This window comes from Desulfospira joergensenii DSM 10085, assembly GCF_000420085.1.
GTDB classification, from domain to species: Bacteria; Desulfobacterota; Desulfobacteria; order Desulfobacterales; family Desulfobacteraceae; genus Desulfospira; species Desulfospira joergensenii.
In genome coordinates, this window is record NZ_ATUG01000001.1 from 624,820 (window position 1) to 646,720 (window position 21,901).

Annotated in this window: 23 protein-coding genes and 1 tRNA gene; 11 read left to right on the forward strand and 13 right to left on the reverse strand. The window is 49.7% G+C overall.

The window, feature by feature from the left end:
* Window positions 1-2: 2 nt before the first annotated feature.
* The 5 genes from F608_RS0103090 to eno all read right to left on the reverse strand — a co-directional run bounded on the left by F608_RS0103090 (window position 3) and on the right by eno (window position 5,239).
* Entirely contained in the window at window positions 3-476 is a 474-nt protein-coding gene (locus tag F608_RS0103090) for a GNAT family N-acetyltransferase (RefSeq protein WP_022664146.1), read from the reverse strand.
* Window positions 473-1,258 carry a S1 family peptidase gene (locus F608_RS30505; RefSeq protein WP_033398197.1) on the reverse strand — a complete coding sequence of 262 codons (786 nt, stop codon included), beginning with the start codon at window positions 1,256-1,258 and terminating at the stop codon, window positions 473-475. The genes F608_RS0103090 and F608_RS30505 overlap by 4 nt, the downstream gene beginning before the upstream one ends.
* Window positions 1,258-2,898, reverse strand: a complete 1,641-nt coding sequence (locus F608_RS0103100; protein ID WP_022664148.1) for a CTP synthase — start codon at window positions 2,896-2,898, stop codon at window positions 1,258-1,260. The genes F608_RS30505 and F608_RS0103100 overlap by 1 nt, the downstream gene beginning before the upstream one ends.
* Window positions 2,899-2,919: 21 nt before the next feature.
* On the reverse strand, window positions 2,920-3,813 hold the full coding sequence (locus F608_RS0103105; RefSeq protein ID WP_022664149.1) for a hypothetical protein: 894 nt from the start codon (window positions 3,811-3,813) through the stop codon (window positions 2,920-2,922).
* A gap of 154 nt (window positions 3,814-3,967) precedes the next feature.
* The gene (gene eno / locus F608_RS0103110; RefSeq protein ID WP_022664150.1) at window positions 3,968-5,239 is read right to left on the reverse strand and encodes a phosphopyruvate hydratase; all 1,272 of its coding nucleotides are present in this window, start codon (window positions 5,237-5,239) and stop codon (window positions 3,968-3,970) included.
* 230 nt (window positions 5,240-5,469) lie between these two features.
* On the opposite strand from eno, the gene F608_RS0103115 reads away from it, so the two are divergent.
* Window positions 5,470-6,138 carry an adenylate kinase gene (locus F608_RS0103115; RefSeq protein WP_022664151.1) on the forward strand — a complete coding sequence of 223 codons (669 nt, stop codon included), beginning with the start codon at window positions 5,470-5,472 and terminating at the stop codon, window positions 6,136-6,138.
* Window positions 6,139-6,403: 265 nt separating this feature from the next.
* Here F608_RS0103115 and F608_RS36080 read toward each other — a convergent pair whose 3' ends face one another.
* From F608_RS36080 to F608_RS0103150, 6 genes are all read right to left on the reverse strand, one after another.
* A complete protein-coding gene (locus tag F608_RS36080) occupies window positions 6,404-6,577 on the reverse strand; it encodes a hypothetical protein (RefSeq protein ID WP_022664153.1) in 174 nt (57 codons plus the stop codon).
* 139 nt (window positions 6,578-6,716) lie between these two features.
* Entirely contained in the window at window positions 6,717-7,433 is a 717-nt protein-coding gene (locus tag F608_RS0103130; protein WP_022664154.1) for a DnaJ domain-containing protein, read from the reverse strand.
* 129 nt (window positions 7,434-7,562) lie between these two features.
* Window positions 7,563-8,144, reverse strand: a complete 582-nt coding sequence (locus F608_RS0103135) for a hypothetical protein (RefSeq protein WP_022664155.1) — start codon at window positions 8,142-8,144, stop codon at window positions 7,563-7,565.
* A gap of 179 nt (window positions 8,145-8,323) precedes the next feature.
* On the reverse strand, window positions 8,324-8,623 hold the full coding sequence (locus tag F608_RS0103140) for a hypothetical protein (RefSeq protein ID WP_022664156.1): 300 nt from the start codon (window positions 8,621-8,623) through the stop codon (window positions 8,324-8,326).
* Between the two features lie 66 nt (window positions 8,624-8,689).
* Window positions 8,690-9,523: an MBL fold metallo-hydrolase gene (locus tag F608_RS0103145; protein WP_022664157.1), complete on the reverse strand. Its 834-nt coding sequence runs from the start codon at window positions 9,521-9,523 to the stop codon at window positions 8,690-8,692.
* Between the two features lie 216 nt (window positions 9,524-9,739).
* Entirely contained in the window at window positions 9,740-10,372 is a 633-nt protein-coding gene (locus F608_RS0103150) for a LysE family translocator (RefSeq protein ID WP_022664158.1), read from the reverse strand.
* Between the two features lie 412 nt (window positions 10,373-10,784).
* On the opposite strand from F608_RS0103150, the gene F608_RS0103155 reads away from it, so the two are divergent.
* Together F608_RS0103155 and F608_RS36085 are read left to right on the forward strand one after the other, a co-directional pair.
* A complete protein-coding gene (locus F608_RS0103155) occupies window positions 10,785-11,252 on the forward strand; it encodes a YbaK/EbsC family protein (RefSeq protein ID WP_022664160.1) in 468 nt (155 codons plus the stop codon).
* A 159-nt stretch (window positions 11,253-11,411) separates the two neighbouring features.
* The gene (locus tag F608_RS36085) at window positions 11,412-11,579 is read left to right on the forward strand and encodes a hypothetical protein (protein ID WP_022664161.1); all 168 of its coding nucleotides are present in this window, start codon (window positions 11,412-11,414) and stop codon (window positions 11,577-11,579) included.
* Between the two features lie 102 nt (window positions 11,580-11,681).
* Here F608_RS36085 and F608_RS30510 read toward each other — a convergent pair whose 3' ends face one another.
* Entirely contained in the window at window positions 11,682-13,682 is a 2,001-nt protein-coding gene (locus F608_RS30510) for a hybrid sensor histidine kinase/response regulator (RefSeq protein ID WP_022664162.1), read from the reverse strand.
* 315 nt (window positions 13,683-13,997) lie between these two features.
* Here F608_RS30510 and rpsU point away from each other — a divergent pair, with 315 nt between their 5' ends.
* The 8 genes from rpsU to F608_RS0103220 all read left to right on the forward strand — a co-directional run bounded on the left by rpsU (window position 13,998) and on the right by F608_RS0103220 (window position 21,405).
* Window positions 13,998-14,207: a 30S ribosomal protein S21 gene (gene rpsU, locus F608_RS0103175; RefSeq protein WP_022664164.1), complete on the forward strand. Its 210-nt coding sequence runs from the start codon at window positions 13,998-14,000 to the stop codon at window positions 14,205-14,207.
* 66 nt (window positions 14,208-14,273) lie between these two features.
* On the forward strand, window positions 14,274-15,590 hold the full coding sequence (locus F608_RS0103180; RefSeq protein ID WP_244154235.1) for a bifunctional folylpolyglutamate synthase/dihydrofolate synthase: 1,317 nt from the start codon (window positions 14,274-14,276) through the stop codon (window positions 15,588-15,590).
* 26 nt (window positions 15,591-15,616) lie between these two features.
* A tRNA-Arg gene (locus F608_RS0103185) sits at window positions 15,617-15,692 on the forward strand.
* Window positions 15,693-15,719: 27 nt separating this feature from the next.
* Window positions 15,720-16,967, forward strand: coding sequence for a glycosyltransferase family 4 protein (locus F608_RS0103190; RefSeq protein ID WP_027362420.1), 1,248 nt, complete (start codon window positions 15,720-15,722; stop codon window positions 16,965-16,967).
* On the forward strand, window positions 16,954-17,664 hold the full coding sequence (locus F608_RS0103195; protein ID WP_022664166.1) for a class I SAM-dependent methyltransferase: 711 nt from the start codon (window positions 16,954-16,956) through the stop codon (window positions 17,662-17,664). Before F608_RS0103190 ends, F608_RS0103195 begins: the two co-directional genes overlap by 14 nt.
* Window positions 17,665-17,894: 230 nt before the next feature.
* Window positions 17,895-19,475, forward strand: coding sequence for a PAS domain-containing sensor histidine kinase (locus F608_RS30515; RefSeq protein ID WP_022664168.1), 1,581 nt, complete (start codon window positions 17,895-17,897; stop codon window positions 19,473-19,475).
* 17 nt (window positions 19,476-19,492) lie between these two features.
* Entirely contained in the window at window positions 19,493-20,578 is a 1,086-nt protein-coding gene (locus F608_RS30520; RefSeq protein WP_084681084.1) for a ChaN family lipoprotein, read from the forward strand.
* Window positions 20,579-20,919: 341 nt separating this feature from the next.
* Window positions 20,920-21,405 carry a GatB/YqeY domain-containing protein gene (locus F608_RS0103220; protein ID WP_022664171.1) on the forward strand — a complete coding sequence of 162 codons (486 nt, stop codon included), beginning with the start codon at window positions 20,920-20,922 and terminating at the stop codon, window positions 21,403-21,405.
* A gap of 28 nt (window positions 21,406-21,433) precedes the next feature.
* Here F608_RS0103220 and F608_RS0103225 read toward each other — a convergent pair whose 3' ends face one another.
* Window positions 21,434-21,892: a thioesterase family protein gene (locus F608_RS0103225; protein WP_022664172.1), complete on the reverse strand. Its 459-nt coding sequence runs from the start codon at window positions 21,890-21,892 to the stop codon at window positions 21,434-21,436.
* Window positions 21,893-21,901: the final 9 nt, after the last annotated feature.

Here is a 21,901-nt window from a genome sequence, read left to right on the forward strand (position 1 = left end):
GCTTACCTCATGTCTAAATATTTTTCCATATGAACATGGACGATCCCGGCCTCTTCAAATGAAGACCCATAGGTAAGGAAGCCGAGTTTTTCATAGAATCCAACAGCATGTTCCTGGGCCCCGAGAAAGACCCTGGAGATCCGCCGTTGGGACGCCTCCTTAATCAGGGCCAGAACCACCTGTTCTCCGATTCCCAGGCCCCTGGCTTCCCTGACCACGGCAATCCTTCCGAGATGGCCGTCATCCAGCATGCGGCCTGTACCGACAGCCGCTCCATCCTTGATTGCCAGGACGTGCACGGCGCCCGGATCCCGGCCGTCAAAATCTATGGCAGGATCCACATTCTGCTCCCCGGAAAAAACCCGGGACCGGATCATTTGAATGCTTTTTCCCCTATCCCCATCAAACCGGACCACCTGTATCCGCAACGGGTCCATGCCTTTTTTGTCTCTTTTTTCTACCCTGGAAAGACTCACTTAATCCCCTTGTTCAACTCCAGGGCGTATTGAATGGGAATGGCATAGGTGATTCCCGAAGGATGGCTCAGCACATTTTCTTTCAGCCCCCGGACAAAGACCTGGTTGATCACGCCGATGACCCGGCCGTCCGATGTTCGGTAAACCGGGCTCCCGCTGTTCCCGGGATAGGCCACGGCATCGATCTGATAGACATCATAGGGACGGTCCAGGTGGCGGATCAGGGTCCCGTCCATGATCCGGGAACTGGGACTGGGCTTGACCAGGGGAGCGATATTGGAGATGATTCCGCGATGGGTGGTGGGATTCAACCCCAGGACCAGGCCGATGGGATATCCGGTAAAGGCCACCTCAACCCCCTCCTGAACCCCGTTAAGATCGTGCTCAAGGGAAAGGGAGGACAGTTTAACGCTGTTCTGTTCCAGGACGGCCAGATCGTGGAACTCATCCTGGGCAGCAATGGTGACCCTGATCCCCTTTACGGGCAAATCCCTGTGAAAAATTCTCATCCTGGCCAGCTTGTCCGCCTTGACCAGGGGCGCAACCACATGGGAGTTGGTGATGATCCGGTCCCCCTCCCCGATGACAAATCCCGTACCCAGGTAGGAGGTCTTGGGCGTGTCATTGAAATAATAGGTCCCCACGGCCACCACTGAGGGTTTGAGATCACGGATCAGACGGGTAAGATCGGGCCCTTCCCCTCCCCCTTCACGGGCCGCACAGGTCAGGGAAAAAACGGTCAGAATTCCCAACCCCAGGGCAAGGGTCTTTATCCAGGCCATCATTCCCTGGCGTTTTTCAAGGAGGCCTTGATAAACTCCCTGAACAGAGGGTGGGGATCCCGGGGTTTGGACTTGAATTCAGGGTGGAACTGGCAGCCCAGAAACCAGGGATGATCCTTAAGTTCCACGATTTCGACCAGCTCATGGTCCGGAGAGCTTCCGCTGATGATCAGGCCGGCCTTTACCAACCGGTCCTTATACTCGTTGTTGAACTCATACCGATGGCGATGGCGCTCGGAAATGGCTTCGGTCTTATATGCCTTATGGGCAAAGGTATCGGGTTCCAGCATGCAGGGATAGGCTCCCAGGCGCATGGTCCCTCCCTTGTCAGAGGTCTCATCCCTTTTTTCGACCTGCTGGGTCTGCTCGTCAACCCATTCCTTCATCAGATAGATCACGGGATGGGGGGTATGGGGATTGAACTCTTCTCCGTTGGCATCCTCCAGGCCGGCCAGGTTCCGGGCGATCTCGATGACGGCCATCTGCATGCCCAGACAGATCCCGAAATAGGGGATCTTGTTCTCCCTGGCATATTTGGCAGCCAGAATTTTTCCTTCAATTCCCCTGGAGCCGAATCCCCCGGGCACCAGGATGCCGTTGCAGGTGGACATGACCTTATCCACATTTTCCCGGGTCAGGGTGGTTGAGTCGACAAACTGGAGATTGACCTTGGCCTCGTTGGAGATCCCGCCGTGGGTAAGGGCCTCGTTCAGGCTCTTATAGCTCTCGGTCAGGTCCACATATTTCCCTACGATGGCAATGGTAACTGAAAATCTCGGATTTTTGAACTTCTCCACCATTTCCCGCCATTCATCCAGACGGGGGGCCCGGGCCCAGATGTTCAGCTTCTTTAAAATCACATCCCCCAGCCCCTCCTTGTTGTAGACCAGGGGAACCTCGTAGATACAGTCCACATCCTTGGCCGTAAAAACAGCTTCAGGCTCTACATTACAGAACAGGGCGATCTTCTTTTTGATATCCTGGGAAAGAAAACTCTCGGTCCGGCACAGGAGGATATCCGGCTGGATGCCGATGCTTCGAAGCTCCTTGACACTGTGCTGGGTGGGTTTGGTTTTGACCTCACAGGCCGTTTTGATATAGGGAACCAGGGTCAGATGAATATAGATCACGTTTGAGGCGCCCACATCGGCCTTGAACTGGCGGATGGCTTCCAGGAACGGCAGGGATTCGATGTCTCCGATGGTGCCCCCGATTTCCACGATGACCACGTCCGTGGCATTGGCGACCAGGCAGATGGACTGTTTGATTTCATCGGTGATGTGAGGAATCACCTGGACCGTCCCCCCCAGGTATTCGCCTCTTCTCTCTTTTGTGATGACCTGGTGGTAGATCTTGCCCGTGGTGAAGTTGTTGTCTTTTCCCAGCTTGGCATTGGTAAAGCGTTCATAATGGCCCAGGTCCAGGTCGGTCTCGGTTCCGTCATCGGTGACATATACCTCGCCGTGCTGAAACGGATTCATGGTCCCGGGATCCACGTTGATATAGGGATCCAGTTTCTGAATGGTCACGCTCAACCCCCTGCTCTCCAGAAGCATGCCGATCGCAGCAGACGCCAGGCCCTTGCCCAGGGATGATAACACACCGCCGGTAACGAAAATGTACTTGGTATTCTCAGCCATCAATTCCTCACTTGTTCTTTTTCATTCATATAATTTTTTAAACTCTTCCAACTGCCTGTCCAGGTCCCGGATTTTATCCGGGCTCCGGGTGTCCGCCCCGGGATAGGTATTTTTCAGCCCCTCCACCTCAAACAGATCAGGAGAAAACCCGGATGCAAGCTCCACATGGCTGACCCTGATCTCGGCGATCTTCTGCCCGTCCATGAAGATATCCGTCTCCATGGGGTACCAGGTCCGGCTGACCTGCTGCCAGTTCTCATACCGGAACTCCAGGGCCCACCCCTTTTTGATAAGGATATATCTCACCGGGAAAAAACTCTCTTTTTCGATCCAGAGACCGGGAAAGGGCTTTCCCTTTTCCAGGGGCCGGCCCACCACATAGCAGATCCTGTCCCCGTATCTGCGGAAGGCAACCCTTTCCGTATCAATCCCCTCCGCAGCCAGCTTTAGTTCAAGGCTTTCATAGTCCCGGTAAAGGAGAACGTCCGTATAAAAATCAAGGGGAGACTTTTCAAGGGCAATCGTCTTGTCGTTTAAAACTTTGATAAACCCGGCGTCTGATTCCACATAAAAACCAATGGAATCAGGGGAGGAGACCTCGACCCTCAGTCTGTCCGGCGGGGCATAGATGAGTTTTTCATTCAGGGTAATGCTTCCGGGCACCGGGGTTCCGGGTCCGGGGATTTTGGATCCGGGAAGAACCGAAGCCTCTGGTTCGTCCATCTGAGGATCAGACCCCTGGGGAGCCCTGATGATTTTCCGGGTCTGGAGGGTGATCAGCCCTGCCGGCTGTTTGATCTTCTGAATCACCATGTAGAACAGGTGAGGCGCTCTGGGCACAAATGCCTCTGTCTTTTCCAGGGGAAGGAACAGGCAGAAAGCCGAAATCAAAATAAAGCAAATTACATTTCTCATGAAATTTAAAAAATCCCTATAGGCTTCCCCTGCTTGGACAAAGGCTTGCCCACATGCAAGGCGCAAGAAATTTTAAGACCGGAGTGTACTAGTGTACAGGAGAATCTTAACATTTTGCAGCAACGCCGCAGGTGGGTGAGATTTTGCCCAACCACTATACAAACAAGTTTTCAGGAAAGCAGGCACTTTCGCCCAGCCTCTCCTCAATCCGGATCAATTGATTGTACTTGGCCACCCGGTCACTCCTTGACATGGACCCGGTTTTGATCTGGCCCGAGTTCACTCCCACGGCAAGATCGGCGATAAATGAATCCTCGGTTTCTCCGGATCTGTGGGAGACCACGGTGGTATAGCCGGATTCCTTTGCCATCTGAATGGTTTCAAGGGTTTCGGTTACCGTCCCGATCTGATTGAGCTTAATAAGGATGGAGTTGGCGATTCCCCGTTCAATCCCCTTTTTAAATATATCCGGATTGGTCACAAAGATATCATCCCCCACGATCTGGATCTCGCTGCCCAGTCTCTGGGTCATGGTTTCCCAGGCGTCCCAGTCCCCTTCGGCCAGCCCGTCTTCAATGGAGTAGAGGGGATATTTTTCAATGAGCTTTTCATAGTAGTCAATGAGTTCCTCGGCAACCATTTCCCTGTCCTCGGACTGGAAAAGATATTTGCCGTCCTTATAGAACTCCGATGCCGCCGCGTCCAGGGCGATGCCGATATCCCTGCCCGGACGGTATCCGGCTGCCTCAATGGCGTTGATGATATACTCCAGGGCCTCTTCATTGGATTTCAGGTTCGGGGCAAACCCGCCCTCATCCCCCACGGCCGTGTTCAGGCCCTGGCCCTTTAATATCTTTTTCAGATGATGAAAGGTCTCGGATCCCATGCGCACGGCTTCGGTGAGAGATCCGGCCCCAAAGGGAAGGATCATGAACTCCTGGATATCCAGGTTGTTGGCCGCATGGGCCCCGCCGTTGATGATATTCATCATGGGCACGGGCAAAACCCTGGCATTGATACCCCCGATGTGCTGGTACAACGGAATCTCATTGGCATCTGCCACGGCCCGGGCCGCTGCCATGGATACGCCCAGGATGGCATTGGCTCCCAGCCTGGACTTGTTTTCCGTACCGTCTATATCCAGCATGGTCCGGTCCAGACCGGCCTGGTCCATGGCGTCATAGCCGATGATCTCCGGGGCAATGACCTCGTTGACATTGGCCACGGCGTTCTGAACCCCCTTGCCCATGAAGCGGTTTTCCATATTGTCCCGCAGTTCCAGAGCCTCCCTTGTCCCGGTGGAAGCCCCCGAGGGGACAGCCGCCCTGCCCTGGGCGCCGCAGGCCAGGACCACATCCACTTCAACCGTGGGATTCCCTCTGGAATCAATAATCTCTCTTGCCCTGACATCAATTAGTTCAGTCATTTTCACCCCCGTTAATATGCCCGTTGAAGATCTTATATCTGTACGGTTTTTACGGACTCCATTATTATCAATTACCACCCCTACATTCAAGGACTAATCGAAATTTATTTCCCCTGGGAATCCCTGTAAAATATTTTTGAAAAATCCCTTAAACTTGACAAATAAAAACCACTCTTATAATTAGGAGAGTTGTCCCGATTTTAACATAAATCTCATATTAAGGAGTGAAGATGAACATTCTCTTTTTCGGCCCCAACGGCAGCGGTAAGGGAACCCAGGGAAAAATCCTGAAAGATAAGTACAACATTGCCCATGTTGAATCCGGCGCGATTTTCCGTGACAATATCAAGGGCGGTACCGAACTTGGAAAAAAAGCCAAGGAGTACATTGACAAAGGCGACCTGGTGCCGGATGAAATCACAATCCCCATGATGATCGACCGTATCAAACAAGACGACTGCAAAGAAGGCTGGCTCCTGGACGGCTTCCCCAGGAACAAGGCTCAGGCTGAAAAACTTCACGCCTCCCTTGAAGCGGAAGGCATCAAGCTCAGCTATGTCATTGAAATGCTTCTGGACCGTGAAATTGCCAAAAACAGGATCATGGGCCGCAGGCTCTGTGAAAAAGACAATAACCATCCCAACAACATCTTCATCGACGCCATCAAACCCGACGGAGACAAATGCCGGGTATGCGGGGGTGCATTGAGCTCCCGGGCCGATGACCAGGATGAAAGTGCAATAGACAAGCGCCACTCCATTTACTATGACACGGACACCGGCACCCTGGCTTCTGCCTACTACTTCAAAGACCTGAAGGATGCCCCCTTCAAATACCTCACCCTCAACGGCGAACAGGCCCTGCCCGACGTAACCGCAGAGCTGATCTCCAAATTATAAATCCGTGACCGGGGATTTTCCCCGGGAACCGGTCCTGAAACAAAGCTGCCCGGCGGGTTCCCCTGCCGGGCACTTCTGTTTTGCACCAAGCTTCCATGCAGGTTCTGAACGGCCAATCAGATTTTCCGTTATCTTCTCCGGCTTCCTGCCCAAAGATCCCTGCCCGGAACAGATTCATCTTTTATTCAAAAATCAGACCCGGGGTTCTGGGGGTGCATGGCCGGCCTCAGACCGAACCCTGCTTACCAAACCTTTTTTTGGAGACTCAGAACCCGGGATAGTTTTCCGGAACGAATCCATCATTTGAATCGATCAGATGGGGAATATCAAGGGAGATATCCGGATGATCATCATCGTTGTTGTCAAATCCGCAAACAGAACAGATGTTTGTATCGGGAGATAACAACATGCCGCAGTCCATACAAAAGTCTTTAGACATTGTTTCCTCCTTATCCATGTTTGTGAGGTGGATTGGATTTGTACCGTTTTGTAGATCAAATCCATGGGTTTTAAAAAATAATAAATAAAAATTTCCGGGTGTCAAGGGGGACTATTCAAATCGATTTTAAATTCCTGTCCTAGAACATTTCTTTAATCCTGAAATGAATCGTCAGGGTTAGATTGTCCATGCCGGAGGGATTCAATGCCATTTGAATCCGATGATTATCCGGAACCCCCGGAGGCCAGCGGATCATGACAGGGGTTTCTCCCGGCAGGATGCCCATCCCATGACAATGCGGGCACTCCCCCATGGCAGCCCTTCCCGCGCCCGTGCAGGACGGGCATCTGAATTCTCCACGCAGAGCCACCCGGAGCTGTCCGCCGGAAAATGCCTGCTCCAGGGTCAAATCGACCTCAAGGTGGAGATTTTTTGCCTGATTTCTCCCCGGCCGGGCCATTGGATTCAAACGGCTGGGGGGCCTGCCAAAAAGCCGGTCCATTGAGGAACGATATGAATAAAACGATTCTGCAGAATTCACACCCCTCAAGTCTTGCGATAAACCCTGTCCCGGTATCAGCGGTTCCGCCATTCTCCGGGAGCCCGGCCAGACCCCTTTTCCACGCGGGAATTGCCCCGGCTTTTCTCCCCGGCCCAATACGGCCAGATCATGGTCCTGCCGCTTGATTGGATCTGATAATACGGAATATGCCTCCTGGATGGCCAGAAAGGGAGAATGATTTTCTCCATAATGATCCGGATGAAACTCTTTGGCAAGTCTCCGGTATGCTTCTTTGATATCCTCCGATGTGGCATCTGAAGCAACTCCCAAAACAAGGTAATGGTTTTTCGGCATGATATCCTCCCTGATAAAAACTTTCCAGAATATCAAGATGGAATCTCGAATCAATCATAAAATCAGATACCCGGCAGGGTGTCCCCGGGCAGATCCGAATCTTTGTTCTCCTTCCTGTGGCAATCGAGGCTAGTGAAAATCCTCCATGCATTTGCCCTTTTCAATCCTGTTTTTCAGTTCATCCATGTTTTTATCGTAAAGGGCAAAAACATATTCAAGTTTTTGATAAATTGAATCCTCCTCCCCCACGAGATACCGGGCTTTTTTCATGAATTGAGTACCTGATTCATTAAATTTCTCCATCTCCTGCAGCAGAGTTTTCCTTTTTTCATGCTTCTCTTTTTCCTGGACAATGAGGGGGTGCAATTGTTTGATGGAAAATTCCACCAGCACATCCCTTGGCAGTTTATGCTCTTTGGCAAAGGTATCCAGTCTGGTTAATGAATTTTTGCTTAGAACAAATGTCTTTTGTTTCCGTGGTTTTTGTTTGGGCTGATACTTCCGGGCCTTGTCGGCGATCTGATCCAGAATCCGCCTGTTTTCGACCAAATGGTCAAATATTGATTTCTGTTTTACACCCAATTGATTGGCAATTGCACTTAGCAGGTTAATGGTGTGTTTGGGAAGGGTAAAGGTTGCTCGAACCGATTGCATCCCCTTGAGTGAATCCAATGAAATATCCGGATTTTTTGATTTCGATTCGTTCATCATCTCAAGCCTCCTTTTAAAAAAAACTAATCTATGTTCATTACCTTGTCAATAAAAATGTTATTTGTAATGATAATAATATTGACATACTATTTTTTGTGATAGATTGCGTCCTGAACCGGGGGGACGGGAGTTCAGGATCTCCCAGGGGAGAACCCCAAAAAAGAGGGGATACCCGGGCACTAGGGTCTAATCGAGAAAAAAGCAGGGGCGATCCTGCCCTCCTTACACTTGGGACATTTACCCGGCTTTTTGAATTTTTTCCTGTTTCTGAATTTAAATCCGCAATCCAGACAGGAATAGGGTGCCACGTGGACCCTCTTGTTCAGGGCCCGGACTGTTTTTTCTATATATTCAAGATGATGGCAGACATCCTTTTCCATTATCCCCACGGCCTGGGAAAGGTCCCGGATTGTCATGGAATCGTTTTTAAGGCAGTCCATGATTTCCTGCCGGATGGTCCGTGTTCTTTGGTTTCCCATTCGTAAGACTCTAAAGCTTGCGGATCAAGCTTTGTGTTTTCCTCCGGATTCAGCAAGCCCCCCGGGTCATGAGACTATCTTTTTATTTTCCGATTTATAATGCCGAATAACAGACCTAACCCCATTAAACATACTCACATCACCACAGCAAATGAATTTTGCAAAATAATCTTCTTTCAGTTGTAAAGAAGTGAAGATCTGCTTTTCAGGGATCCCCTTTTCCCAGAGCAAGATAATATTGCCATAAAAATTCTGAAGAAAATCCAGTTTTCTTTTTATGCGTTCTTTGCCTTGTTCTCGTTTTGGAGCGTGGCTGCACAAAAGCATCTGAAAGTCCAACGATAGAATTTTCTTTAAAGATTCGAGTTGGTCTCCTATATTTTCATCGGATCGAAAATACTTGATTTGAGTACCCAGATATAGATCCCCGGAAAAAAGGATACCCTTGTCTTTTATTAAATAAGAGAGATGATCTTTCGAGTGTCCGGGAGTGTGGACAGGTATCATTTCTCCGAGGGCAGTCTCAATTTTTTTAGGGACTGGTTTGATATTTACGGGTGCGGCTTTCCCCCACATATATTTTTGATAGGGTAAAATTTTGCATTGGGCCTTCATTTTTTCCATGGTGATTTTATGACCATAGACCTCTGTGTCCAGGGTTTGTTTTATCGCATGGGCGTTGCCACTGTGATCTTCATGATAATGTGTCAAATATATGCGCCGGATATTGTGATGGGACGCAATTTCCAAAGCTTCTTCCTGCATGTGTGACTGGGCCGTGTCCATCATCACATCATCGAAAACATAGCAATAAACCGTCATCAAAGGGGAGCCGATTAATGACCAGCCCAGTTCATAGGCTTGAATCTGATCGAAAGTATCTGTTTTGAAGAGTCTCATATCCTAGAAAGTTTCTATATTAAATCTGTATCATACTGAATATTTAAATGATTGTATTATTTTTACCGAATTCAAAAAAATCCATTTCGCTGATCTACTGAATTAGTGATTTCCCTTGTCTTTTAAAATACAGCAGGATTTCCCATCGTCTGCCGAGGCCGATTTTATTCAAGCCGGCAGTGTCCGCATTCTGTCCCCATGTAATATTTGTACAGATCAATCGGCTTTGGAAAACGCCAGGTTCAAACCAAGCCCGATAAAAATGCAGCCTGAAATTTTGTTTATGGTGCGAATCCATAATGGATTTTCCTTAAAGGCTATGGCTATGGCTGACGAAAATCCAGCGAAAATCAAATACCATATGGTACAGATAAAAACATAGATAAGACCAAGAAAAATAAAAGAGGTTACGTTACCATGATTCGGATCTATAAACTGAGGAAGAAAGGATAAAAAAAACAGGGCGACTTTTGGGTTAAGAACGTTCGTTATAACACCCTGGCGGTATATTTTCCAAAAACTGCTTGCAGGTGAATTGTTTTTGCTTATAAGGTCGGTATCCTTTGATGCAAGGATCAGCGTTATTCCAAGGTAAATCAGATATGCGGCTCCAATCAACTTAATAATTTTAAATACCAGAGCCGAGGTGGCCAATATTGTGGAAAGCCCAATGGCAGCAGCAATGGTATGAATCAGAACCCCTGTACTGATACCGAGCACGGAAGCAATACCCGAATGGCGTCCCTGGGAAATGGCCCTTCCCAAAATATAAATAGTATCCGGTCCCGGCGTGATGCTCAGAAAAACAGCTGAAAGACAAAATAATTCAAAATTCTCAATTCCATACATTGAAAATCCCCCTTTTTTGTTGCTCCACTGATCTGGAAAACATTCAAAATTGGATATCCAACTGGAGAATATGAAGAATTGAAGCATTATCCAGATCCACCAGATATTGGATTTGTCTGGACAAAGCCTTACCAGTATTTTTTTATCCTGTAAAGCGATTTGAAAATCAAATTTATAGATAATCAGCCTGATTCCTTTTCCGCAGAGAAATCGTCAGGCAGGCTTGCTTTGCTAAAGTAATTTTCCGGCATTTCATAGGACTCCACACGATTTGAGAAGACCGGCATTTCAAAATTTATTTACCCTTTTGCCAGGTGTTCCGGGGAGAGGTGTCACTTTATCCTTGTATACGAATTTCATATTCATTATACACTTGCTGATACCATCGGATTTAAAGCAGAGGGGTTAGAAGATGTCATTGGAAGCGGTTATTGAATATTTTTCAAAATACGATATGGATCACCGGGTTATGGTTTTGGAGAATTCCACGGCAACTGTTGAAGAAGCGGCCCAGGCACACGGAGTCGATCCGGATCAGATCGGAAAGACATTATCGTTTAAAATTGACGGGGACCCCATTCTAATTGTCGTGGCCGGTAAGGCAAAGATCGATAATAAAAAGTATAAAGACTGCTTTGCCAAAAAAGCCAGGATGCTCAATAGAGAAGAGGCCCTGAAACATACCGGACATGCGATAGGCGGAGTCTGCCCCTTTGGATTAAAAAAACCAATTGACGTATACCTGGATGTGTCATTAAAGAAACACCCGGAAGTCATTCCAGCCGCCGGAGACCCTTATTCATCCATACGATTGACCCTGGAAGAACTTGAAAGATATTCAAAGTGTAAAGAATGGGTGGACGTCTGCAAATATGATTAAAATTGTTACAAAACTACCCCTTTAACAGATTAAACCTCAAATTGACGGATTCCAAAAAAGTCTTATCCTATTTATAGATGAAGTGTCAGACCCAATCCCCATTTTTCTTCTTGTTCCAGAGACACTTTTTAAACATACCCTTTGGCAGGAGGACACGATATGAAAGATCATAAACAGAGTGACGGCCGTGTTGGTGATATTCAAAAAAGACTTCTTGAATTTGATCTGGCCTATTGCGACGCCACATACGATTCACAGGAAGGCCGGGACAGATGTTATACAGAAGCAAAAGAGACCCGGGGCCGTGGAGCGGAAACCGGCAGGTAAGCGCATCCATATCGACATCAGCCCCGGATCTGTCAGGATCCGGGGCTTTTTATCCTGGGAGATCCCCCTTATGCCCGGGAAGTCGGTCACCGCAAGGCTTCTTTACGATTCGTCCAATACTTCCCGTATTTTCCGGCCTAGATCTTGCCTTGAAAAGGGCTTGTTGATAAATGCGATTCCCTTATCCAGAACACCGTGGTGGGCAATTACATTTGCCGTATATCCGGACATAAACAAGCATTTCAGGTCTGGATGCATGCGTAACAATTTCTTTGACAGATCCCTTCCGTTCATTTCAGGAAGGATCACATCGGTTATGAGCAGATCAATTTTCTTTTCATCATTTTTCCGGACGATTTCAATGGCTTCATTGGGTGTTGACGCCGCCAGGACTTTATACCCGAGCCCGGTGAGGATGGTTTGGGTCATCTGCAATATGGCCGACTCATCCTCAACCAGCAGGAGGGTCTCGTTCCCCCCTGAATATTCTTGCCTCAAGTCGGTTTTGACTTCCGGGGTCATTGATTCTGCATGGGATGGAAGATATATTTTAAAACTGGTTCCCTGGTCAGGTTCGCTGTAAACATTAATGAATCCATTGTTCTGCTTTACTATACCGTAAACCGTTGCCAGGCCGAGGCCGCTCCCCTGCCCCTTTTCCTTTGTCGTAAAAAACGGCTCAAAGAGATTGGCCTGGGTAGCCTTGTCCATTCCCGAGCCATTGTCGCTTACCCCGATCATTACAAAATGGCCGGGAACACACCCCCTGTGCTCCCGGCAATAATCCGTATCAAAAACCACATTGCCCGTCTCAATGGTTACCTTTCCGACGCCCCTGATGGAATCCCTTGCATTGATGCAGAGATTGGCCAATACCTGGTCAACCTGGGAGGGATCTATTTTTGCGAGCCCCAATGGTTTTTGCGGCAGCCAAACCAGATCGATATCTTCTCCGATGAGGCGGTTCAGCATCTTGAGCATATCATCTATGATCTCGTTCAAATCCAGCAATTGGGGATCTATGGTCTGTTTGCGGGCAAATGCCAATAATTGCTTTGTCAGATTGGTTGACCGTTCCGCAGCCTTTAATATTTCCTTTACATTGGACATCAGGGGGTTGGCCTTGTCCAATCCGTCCAGGACCATTTCCGCATTGCCCAGAATGATGCTGAGCATATTGTTGAAATCATGGGCAACGCCGCCGGCAAGTCTGCCGATGGATTCCATCTTCTGGGCCTGAATGAGCTGCTCTTCCATCCTTTTTTGTTCTTCTTCCGCCCTCTTTTTTTCCGTAATATCCTGAACCGTGCCTTTTATTGCCCTAAGATCGCCCTGATCATCATAGATGCCCTGGAAGGTGGAGTAATAAAATCCAATGCTTTTGTCCGGGAAAAGAAACTTCTGTTCATAAGCGCCGGGTTCCTTATTTTCCCTGGCCCTCCGGATTAACTCCGCATCCCTTTGATGATCTTCCGACCAGGGAGACAATGCCTGGATCGATTCAATTCGGGGGATAAATTCATCGGGATCAAGCCGGAAGATTTGATAAACCTCGTCGGACCATTCCACGGCTCCGGAATGAATATCCCAGGACCAGAATCCGAGCTTCGCCATTTTCTGGGCTTCCCGCAGTTTTCTTTCGGTCTCTTTTAAAGATTCTTCTGTGAGTTTACGCTTGGTAATATCCCGGGCAATTCCAAGTACACCGATGAGTTTCCCATCCGGGCTTTTCATCGGTGTTTTGACCGTTTCAAACAAACCATGGTACCCGTCATCGGAAAAGGTAAGCCATTCTTCGTTTAAGCAGGGCCGATCCAGTTCCATGGCCTTGCAATCGTTTTTGCGGAAAAAATCGGCAAGTTCCTTATCCACAAAATCATAATCGGTTTTGCCCACGATGGAAGATTCTTCTGCCCCGAATAACCTTTCAAATGTCGGATTACAGCGCAGATAAACACCATTCGGATCTTTGAGCCAGATCAGATCCGGGATGGAATCCACCAGGGTGCGAAGATGGGATTCCGATTGAATTAAAGCCTTTTCGGTTTTTTCCAATTCCTTGATCTGTCTTTCTAGTTCTTCATGGCTGAATTGCGCAGACAATTAGGCCCCCTTTTCTACGAACCCCCTGTTACGACAAACTTGGTTTCTTGACCGTTATGTAAAGATTTTGTTCCGTCCCGTGGAAACCCTTGGGACTATAATATACCAAAAAAAAGGAGGGTTGAAAATGAATAGATTATGGATTCAAAACCGGCACAGGGGAACAACAGGGAGGGAAAGATCCGGGTCCGGAAGAATTCTATATGGCCCGGCCCGGGCTTCTGATTTTTTACTTGCTTTATCGCCATGGTTTTGTTACAAATCCCGGTTATAAATATTTAATATTTAAATCCACTATGAAAGGGGCGATGTTTTTTGAAAGAGATTACAGTCACGGTTATTGACAATGATGTTGAAAAAGCCTTAAGAATTTTGAAGAAGAAAATCCAGAATGATGGCCTCTTCAAGCGTCTTAAAGTGAAAAAGCATTATGAAAAACCATGTCAGCTGAGAAGACGTAAGATGAGAGAGGCAATGAGAAGACAGAGAATTGCCGCATCCAGATCTCGCAGAAGACGCAGTTAACCAAGGAAACGACCCGGCAGATCTTGACTTCCCGAATTCATCGGGATGAAGAATGCCGGGTTTTTTATGCCTGAAATGAAAAAATCCCCTTACCAGGAATGCCTGGATAGAATCTACAGGCTCGGCCGGTTCGGCATCAAGCTGGAACTTGAGACCATTCAGAATATCTTACGGTTCCTGAACAATCCCCATAAAAATTATAATATTGTCCATGTGGCCGGCACCAACGGCAAGGGATCAACCGCCACATATATTTCCTCCATCCTGAAAGAGGCGGGATTCAAAACAGGGATCTACACCTCCCCCCACCTGGTCCGGTTCAACGAAAGGATCTGCGTGGACGGGCAGGAGATCACCGACGACGGGGTCGTGGCTGCCTTTGAGGCGGTCAAGGCCGTGGACATGGGCAAGAGAAAGGCCACGTTTTTTGAAATCGCCACCGCCATGGCCTTTTATCATTTCTCCCGGGAAAAGGTGGACTGGGCCGTCATTGAAACCGGAATGGGCGGGCGGTTCGACGCCACCAACATCGTTGTTCCCCGGGTCAGCGTGATCACCAACCTGTCCATTGAACACACAGATTATCTGGGCTCCACCATCCGGGATCTTGCCCGGGAAAAAGGCGGGATCATCAAACCGAACACACCGGTGGTCACGGCCGTGTCCCAGACTTCCGGAATGGAGGTTTTACAGACCCTGGCCCAAAAGCAGAAGGCCCCCTTTTACCTGTACAAAAAGGATTTTTCCACCCGGAAATACCCGGGCAGGTCAGCGGTCCAGTACAATGGGATCTTCCAAAAAATCAACGACCTTGCCATGCCTCTGCCCGGAGAACATCAAAAGGAAAACCTGGGTCTGGCTTTGGCCGCCTGTGAGCTGATCTTTGACAGACAACAAAAAAGGGATCCAAGATATGATCTGACCCCGGACCTTGTCAAACAGGGCCTTGCCAAGGCAAAGTGGCCGGGCCGCCTGGAAATCGCCTGTACAGATCCATTGGTGATCCTGGACGGGGCCCACAACCTCAAGGCAGCCCAGGTCCTGGGCAGATACCTCTCCACTGCCCTGGCAGACAAAAAACTCACCCTGGTGATCGGCATCCTCAACGACAAGCCCTATGAGGCCATGCTCAAACATCTGCTCCCCTGGGCCGAAGAACTCATCCTGACCCGGCCCAAAATAGACCGGAGCCTGGATACCAGGATTCTGAAAACATCTGCCCTGAAATTTTTTAAAGGTCCCATCCTGGAAATCGAAGATGTCAAAGAGGCCGCAGCCCATGCCCTGGCAAAGGGTTCCAGAGACAAAGCCGTCTGTATTGCCGGTTCTTTATACGTGGTGGGAGAGGCAAAAGAAAAAATAGATATGGATTTTATCTCATAACATGGTATAAGAGGGATTATTTTTTTGCGCCCGTAGTGCAGTGGATAGCACGTCAGCCTCCGAAGCTGAAGATCGCTGGTTCGATCCCAGCCGGGCGTACCACCTTTTCCCCCTCAGATTCGGCTTCCCATGAACCCGTCCCTTAGATCAGGCCTTAAAATCGGAATCATCTCTTACCGGAGCAATCCCCATTGCGGAGGCCAGGGCGTGTACGTCCGCCATCTGAGCCGGGCCCTTTCCGATCTGGGTCACCGGGTCGAGGTTATTGCCGGCCCTCCAGACCCCCAGCTGAACGGGAATGCCGCCCTGACCATGCTTCAAACCCTGGATCTCTACAACCCGGAAAATCCGTTCAGGACCCCGACTCTTGCCGAACTCAGGGATCCGGTCAATCTCATCGAATGGCTGGACGTATCTGCCATGGGCTATCCCGAGCCCCTGACCTTTGGCATGCGGGTGAAACGCCACCTGAAAGGAAAAGAGAACAGATACGATATCCTCCATGACAACCAATGCCTGTCCTACGGGATCCTATCCCTGGCCCGGCATCTTCCCGTGACGGCCACCATCCACCATCCCATGACCGTGGACCGGCGCCTGGCCGTAAAAAGCACCCGCTCCTTTTACAAGAAAGTCAAGGCCCTGCGCTGGTACTCTTTTATCAGCATGCAAAAGCGGGTGGCAAGAAAGCTGCCCAGGCTCATCACGGTCTCGGAAAGCTCCAAAAAAGATATATCCAGGGAATACAGAATAGAGGAATCCAGGTTTACCGCCATCCCCATTGGAATTGACACGGAGAATTTCTTTCCCCTGGACCATATCAAAAGGATTCCGGGTCGCATCATCGTGACCAACAGCGCAGACACCCCCCTAAAAGGGCTCTATCACCTGCTCCATGCCATAAAACAGGTCCTGAAGAAAAGAAAGGTCTTTTTAACGGTGATCGGCACTCCCAAAAAGGAGGGTGGGATCGAAAGACTGGTAAAAACCCTGGACCTGGGTTCCCATGTGGAATTTACCGGCCGCATCAGCCATGACCGGTTTGTCCGGGAATATGCCAGGGCCGGCATGGCCGTGGTTCCCTCCCTGTACGAGGGTTTCGGCCTGCCCGTGGGAGAGGCAATGGCCTGCAGGATTCCCGTGATCTCCACCACCGGGGGGGCCCTTGCCGAAGTGGCCGGGGATGCGGCCCTCATGGTGCCGCCCGGGGATGCAAAGGCCCTGGAAAATGCCATCATCCGGCTCATGGACGATCCCGTTCTCTGTGAAGAGCTGGCCCAAAAAGGGTATGACCGGGTCATGTCCGAGTTCACCTGGGAACAGACCGCCGTGAAAACCGCCCGGACCTACAGGGAGATCATCCGTGATCACCGTTGATTTCAACCGGATCAGAATCCATCCCCATGACCGGATCCTGGATATCGGGTGCGGAGAAGGCCGCCACATGGTCCGGGCCTGCCGGGAAAAATCGGTCCTGGGCTTTGGAGCGGATTATCTCTTTGACAACCTGGTTCAGACCCGGAACAAACTCAGGTTTCACCAGGCCCTTGACGATCTGTCCTGCGCGGCCTGGAACCTGTCCTCCATGGACGTGACCCGGCTCCCGTTCAAAAAGAATTCCTTTGACCTGGTCATCTGTTCCGAGGTCCTGGAACATATCCCGGATCATGAACTTGCCGCCTCGGAACTGATCAGAATTGTCAAACCCGGAAAAACCCTGGCCGTGAGCGTCCCCCGGTTTTTCCCGGAAAAGATCTGCTGGCTGCTGTCCGAGGAGTACACCCAGGCCGATATGGGCCATGTACGGATCTACAGGAAAAAGGAAATCCTGGACATGTTTTGCTCCCGGGGCATGAAATTCTTACGCTCCCATTTTGCCCATTCCATCCACACCCCCTACTGGTGGCTCAAGTGCATGGCAGGACCGAACCGGACGGACGTTGCCCTGGTCAACCTCTACCACCGGCTCCTGGTCTGGGATATGATGAAAAAACCAAAGACAACCACCCTCCTCGACCGGCTCTTCAATCCCCTCCTGGGCAAGAGCCTGGTCCTCTACTTTACAAAGCTTTAGGGAAATTCACACATCAGCCCGGCTCACGGCTTGAATGACCATGTCTGCCGGCCTTTTTCCGGGGAAGTCATGCTCTGGATTTATAAAAACCGATTGCATTCCCCTGCATTGCCATTATATTCTTTTTGTGATCCTGTGGAAAAATTGATTCTGCATCCCTTCCGTCCTTTTCCGGCGGCAGGTAAAATAAATTACGATCTGATTCAGCATTCCGGAGCCTTTTGCTTAAAATGACAACACCCGAATATGAACAAAATGAGGCCAACCCCGACCCGGAACTTTACCGTTCTCTAATCGACAACAGCCCGGACCTGTTTTACCGGACAGATATCCGGGGATTGATTACCTACGTTTCCGCTTCGGTTTATCCCCTTTCCGGATACACCGTTGAAGAGGCCGTGGGCATGAATATGGCCCGGGAGATTTACCTTTTTCCCGAAAAACGGGAAGCTTTTCTAAAAAAACTCCAGGAAGCCGGCCAGGTTAAAGGCTTTGAGGCCCAGCTCAAAAAAAAAGACGGAACCATCTGGTGGGCCTCCACAAATGCCCGTTTTTACAAAGACAAGCAGGGCAGGATCCTTGGCGTGGAAGGGATGACCCGGGATATCACCGATGTGAAAGAGGCCGGCCGTGCATTGTTCGAGAGCAAGGAGAAATTTCGCCTGGCGTTTCACACATCTCCGGATTCCATTAACCTGAACAGACTGGCTGACGGGATGTTCATCGATATCAACCAGGGATTTACGGATCTTACAGGGTATACCCGGGACGATGTCCAGGGAAAGACCTCCTCTGAAATCAATATCTGGAAAAATCCGGAGGACAGAAAAAAACTGATCCAAAACTTGCAAAAAACAGGGCATGTAAGAAATATGGAGGCCCAGTTTGTCCGGAAAAACGGGGAGATTGCTGTCTGCCTGATGTCCGCGGGGATCATGCGCATCAATGAAGAAGATGTCATCTTATCGATTACAAGGGATATTACCGAGCACAAACGCACCCAGGAGATGATGGTTCAGACGGAAAAGATGATTTCGGTGGGGGGCCTGGCCGCCGGAATGGCCCACGAATTGAACAATCCCCTGGCAGGGGTGATTCAAAATATCAATGTGTTGTCCAACCGGTTAACCAGTGACGCCATTCCGGCCAATGTAAGGGCTGCGGAATCGGCAGGAACCACAATGGAATCGATACAAAATTTCATGGAGGCCAGGGGCGTGCCCCGCATACTAAAGGCCATTACCGAGTCGGGTTCAAGAATGGCTTCCCTGATCACCAATATATTGAGTTTTGCCCGGAAAACAGAGGCCTCCTTTTCAAGCCATGACCCGGTTGAACTGATTGAAAAGGTACTTGACCTGGCCCATACAGACTATGATTTAAAAACAGACTATGATTTCAAATCCATTGTTATTCAGAAAGAATTTCAGGACAATCTGCCCATGATCCCCTGTGAGGGGAATAAGATTCAGCAGGTCCTGTTGAATATTCTGAACAACGGGGCCCATGCCATGTTCGAGCGGGATATGCCTGGGGATATTCCTGCGCCGAAGTTTATTATCAGGCTTTCCCAAAAGACCGGTACCCGCATGCTGCAGATTGAAATTGAGGACAACGGCGTGGGCATGGATAAGGCAACCAGCAAAAAGATCTTTGAACCCTTTTTCACGACAAAACCGCCGGGGGTGGGTACCGGCCTGGGCCTGTCTGTCTCTTATTTTATCATCACTGAAAACCATAAAGGAACCATGGATGTTATTTCCCAACCCGGCAGGGGGACGAACTTTATTATCTGCCTGCCCATACCATGAACAGGTATTTTAGAACCATGAACCGAACCCATACACTCCTATTTTTAATTTTACTGTTTCCCCTGCTCCACTCCTGTGCCACGGCCCCGAAAACCCTGATGCGGGAAGATCCCCTGATCGGGAAAATTGTGGAAGCCGGAACCCAAAGGTTTATCGATTTCAACTCCCTGGTGGACCGTCTCGCAGACCAGGATGTCATCTATCTTTCGGAAAAGCATGACAATCCCATGCACCATGCCGTCCAGCACCGGATCATCCAGGAACTCATTAACCGGGGCAAATCCCCGGTGATCGGATTTGAGTTTTTCTCCATGGAAGACACGCCCCACCTGCTCAACTTCCTGGACTCGGGCCAAGCCGCCCATTCAAAAAAGCAGGAAGCCGTAATTGAAAAGGACCTGAGAATCAAACTGGGCTGGGAAAATCAGTCCGACAGGATGTGGAAGTTCTACTTTGACCTGGTAAGCCTGGGACGGGACAATGGACTTACCATGGCCGGCCTGGACCTGTCCCAAGTCCTGAAGCGGCGGATCACCCGAAAGGGGATTTCCGGCCTCACCCGAATCGAGAAAGAACAGATCTTTTCCACGGAGTATGGGAACAAAGATTACCAGGACCACATGGAAACCCTGTTCAAAGAGGTTCACTGCGGTATGGGCCACGGGAAGATGACAAAAAAACTATATGACACCTGGCTGGCCAGGAACGATAAAATGGCCCTTTCCATTACCCAGCTTGTGGGCCAGGCTTCGGGCAGAGGCCCGGTTGTGGTGATCATGGGCAACGGCCACACCGAATACGGCCTTGGGGTTGTGGACCGGGTAAAATTCCTTGCTCCCGGCATCACCCAGAAAAATCTGTCCATGGTGGAAATCACCCGGGAGCCTTCAGGGCTTGAAGAATATTTTTTTCCCCTGGATCTACAGGGGTTTGCCCCGGCCCCCCCGGCCGATTTTCTCTGGTTTACCCAGCGGGTCTCCTACAAAGATCCCTGTGAGAAGTTCAGAAAGATCTTCAAAAAAATGAAATCCCGAAAAGAAATGAATCCCGGGGGAAAATCTGAATCCGAGACAGAGGATTCCCCGGGGACCTCCACCACCTAGTATCCGAGGGGAACTTTCTTAGAATAGATACTGTCAAAGACATACTATGTAATGCCTGCGATCAGGACCACTGCTGCGGCTGACGGAAGGCCGTTCACGATTATCCCGGCAGGAGGTCTTACAAAAACCTAGCCGTCTTTCCCCGTGTTTATGGTACCTTCCCCCATGAAAGACATATTGGGTATTTTTATGCCGGATCCTGTGGCTGCCGGAGGGTCAGAATGGATAGGCTTCAAAACCTGGCGGGGACTCCGCATTCGGATGGCATCCATGGGCCGGATATGGTATGATCCGGAAAAAGAAATCAGCAGGCTTTATTTACATATATAAAGGAAATATTTATGCAGGAACCCGTGTACGGCTGGGATGATACCATGGGTATCTCCCTCCATGATAAAATCAGACAGGATATGAAAACGGCCATGGTGAAAAAGGACACAGGCGTCCGGGACACCATGCGCCTGATCATCGGGTCATTTCCAGATCTCACCGTCAACATCACCCTGGAGAGCGGGAAAAAAACCACCCGGGTAAAAACCCCTGAGGAGATCACGGATGAGGATGTGCTGGGCATCATCCGGAAATTCGTCAAATCGGAAAAAACCGTCCTGGAACTCAAAAAAGAGACCGGCTCGGATTACCTGACCCTCCTGGAATCCTATCTCCCCCGGATGGCAGGCCCGGAGGAGATCCGGGAATGGATCCGGGAGAATGTGGACCTTTCCCAGTTCAAAAGCCCCATGCAGGCCATGGGCACGGTGATGAAACACTTTGGAAAACTTGCCGACGGCAATAGGGTCAAGGAGGTGTTAAAGGACATGGGATAGCCCTGTTCCGGTCATCCCTTTCACGGGATCAGTCGATGAGGTAAGTGGCTGTTCCCGTGGCGATCCGAATTTTTGTTTCACTGAACAGATCGACCTTTGCCACCACAATGCGGGAACCGGCCCGGATGATTCGGCTCTTGCAGACAAAGGAACGGCCCTTGCCCGGCCTTAGATAATCCACCCTCATGTCGATGGTGGCCGATGAAATCAGTTTCTTATAGAGGAGTTCCTCGGAAGCGCCTGCATTCAATTTAACGCAGGAGATCAGGGCGGAAAGCCCGCCGGTAAGGTCAATGACCGCGGCGGTCACCCCTCCGTGGAGAATACCGGCCACGGAGTTTCCGATGAGTTCCGGCTTCATGGGAAAGAGGGTGACAGCCTCCCCGGTGTCGTAATCCAGAACATCGATATCAATGCCCAGCACCTTGTTAAAGGGCAGCATCTCAAGATAGTAGTCTCTGATCTTGTCCAGCAGGGCCTGGTTCATTCCTCTCCT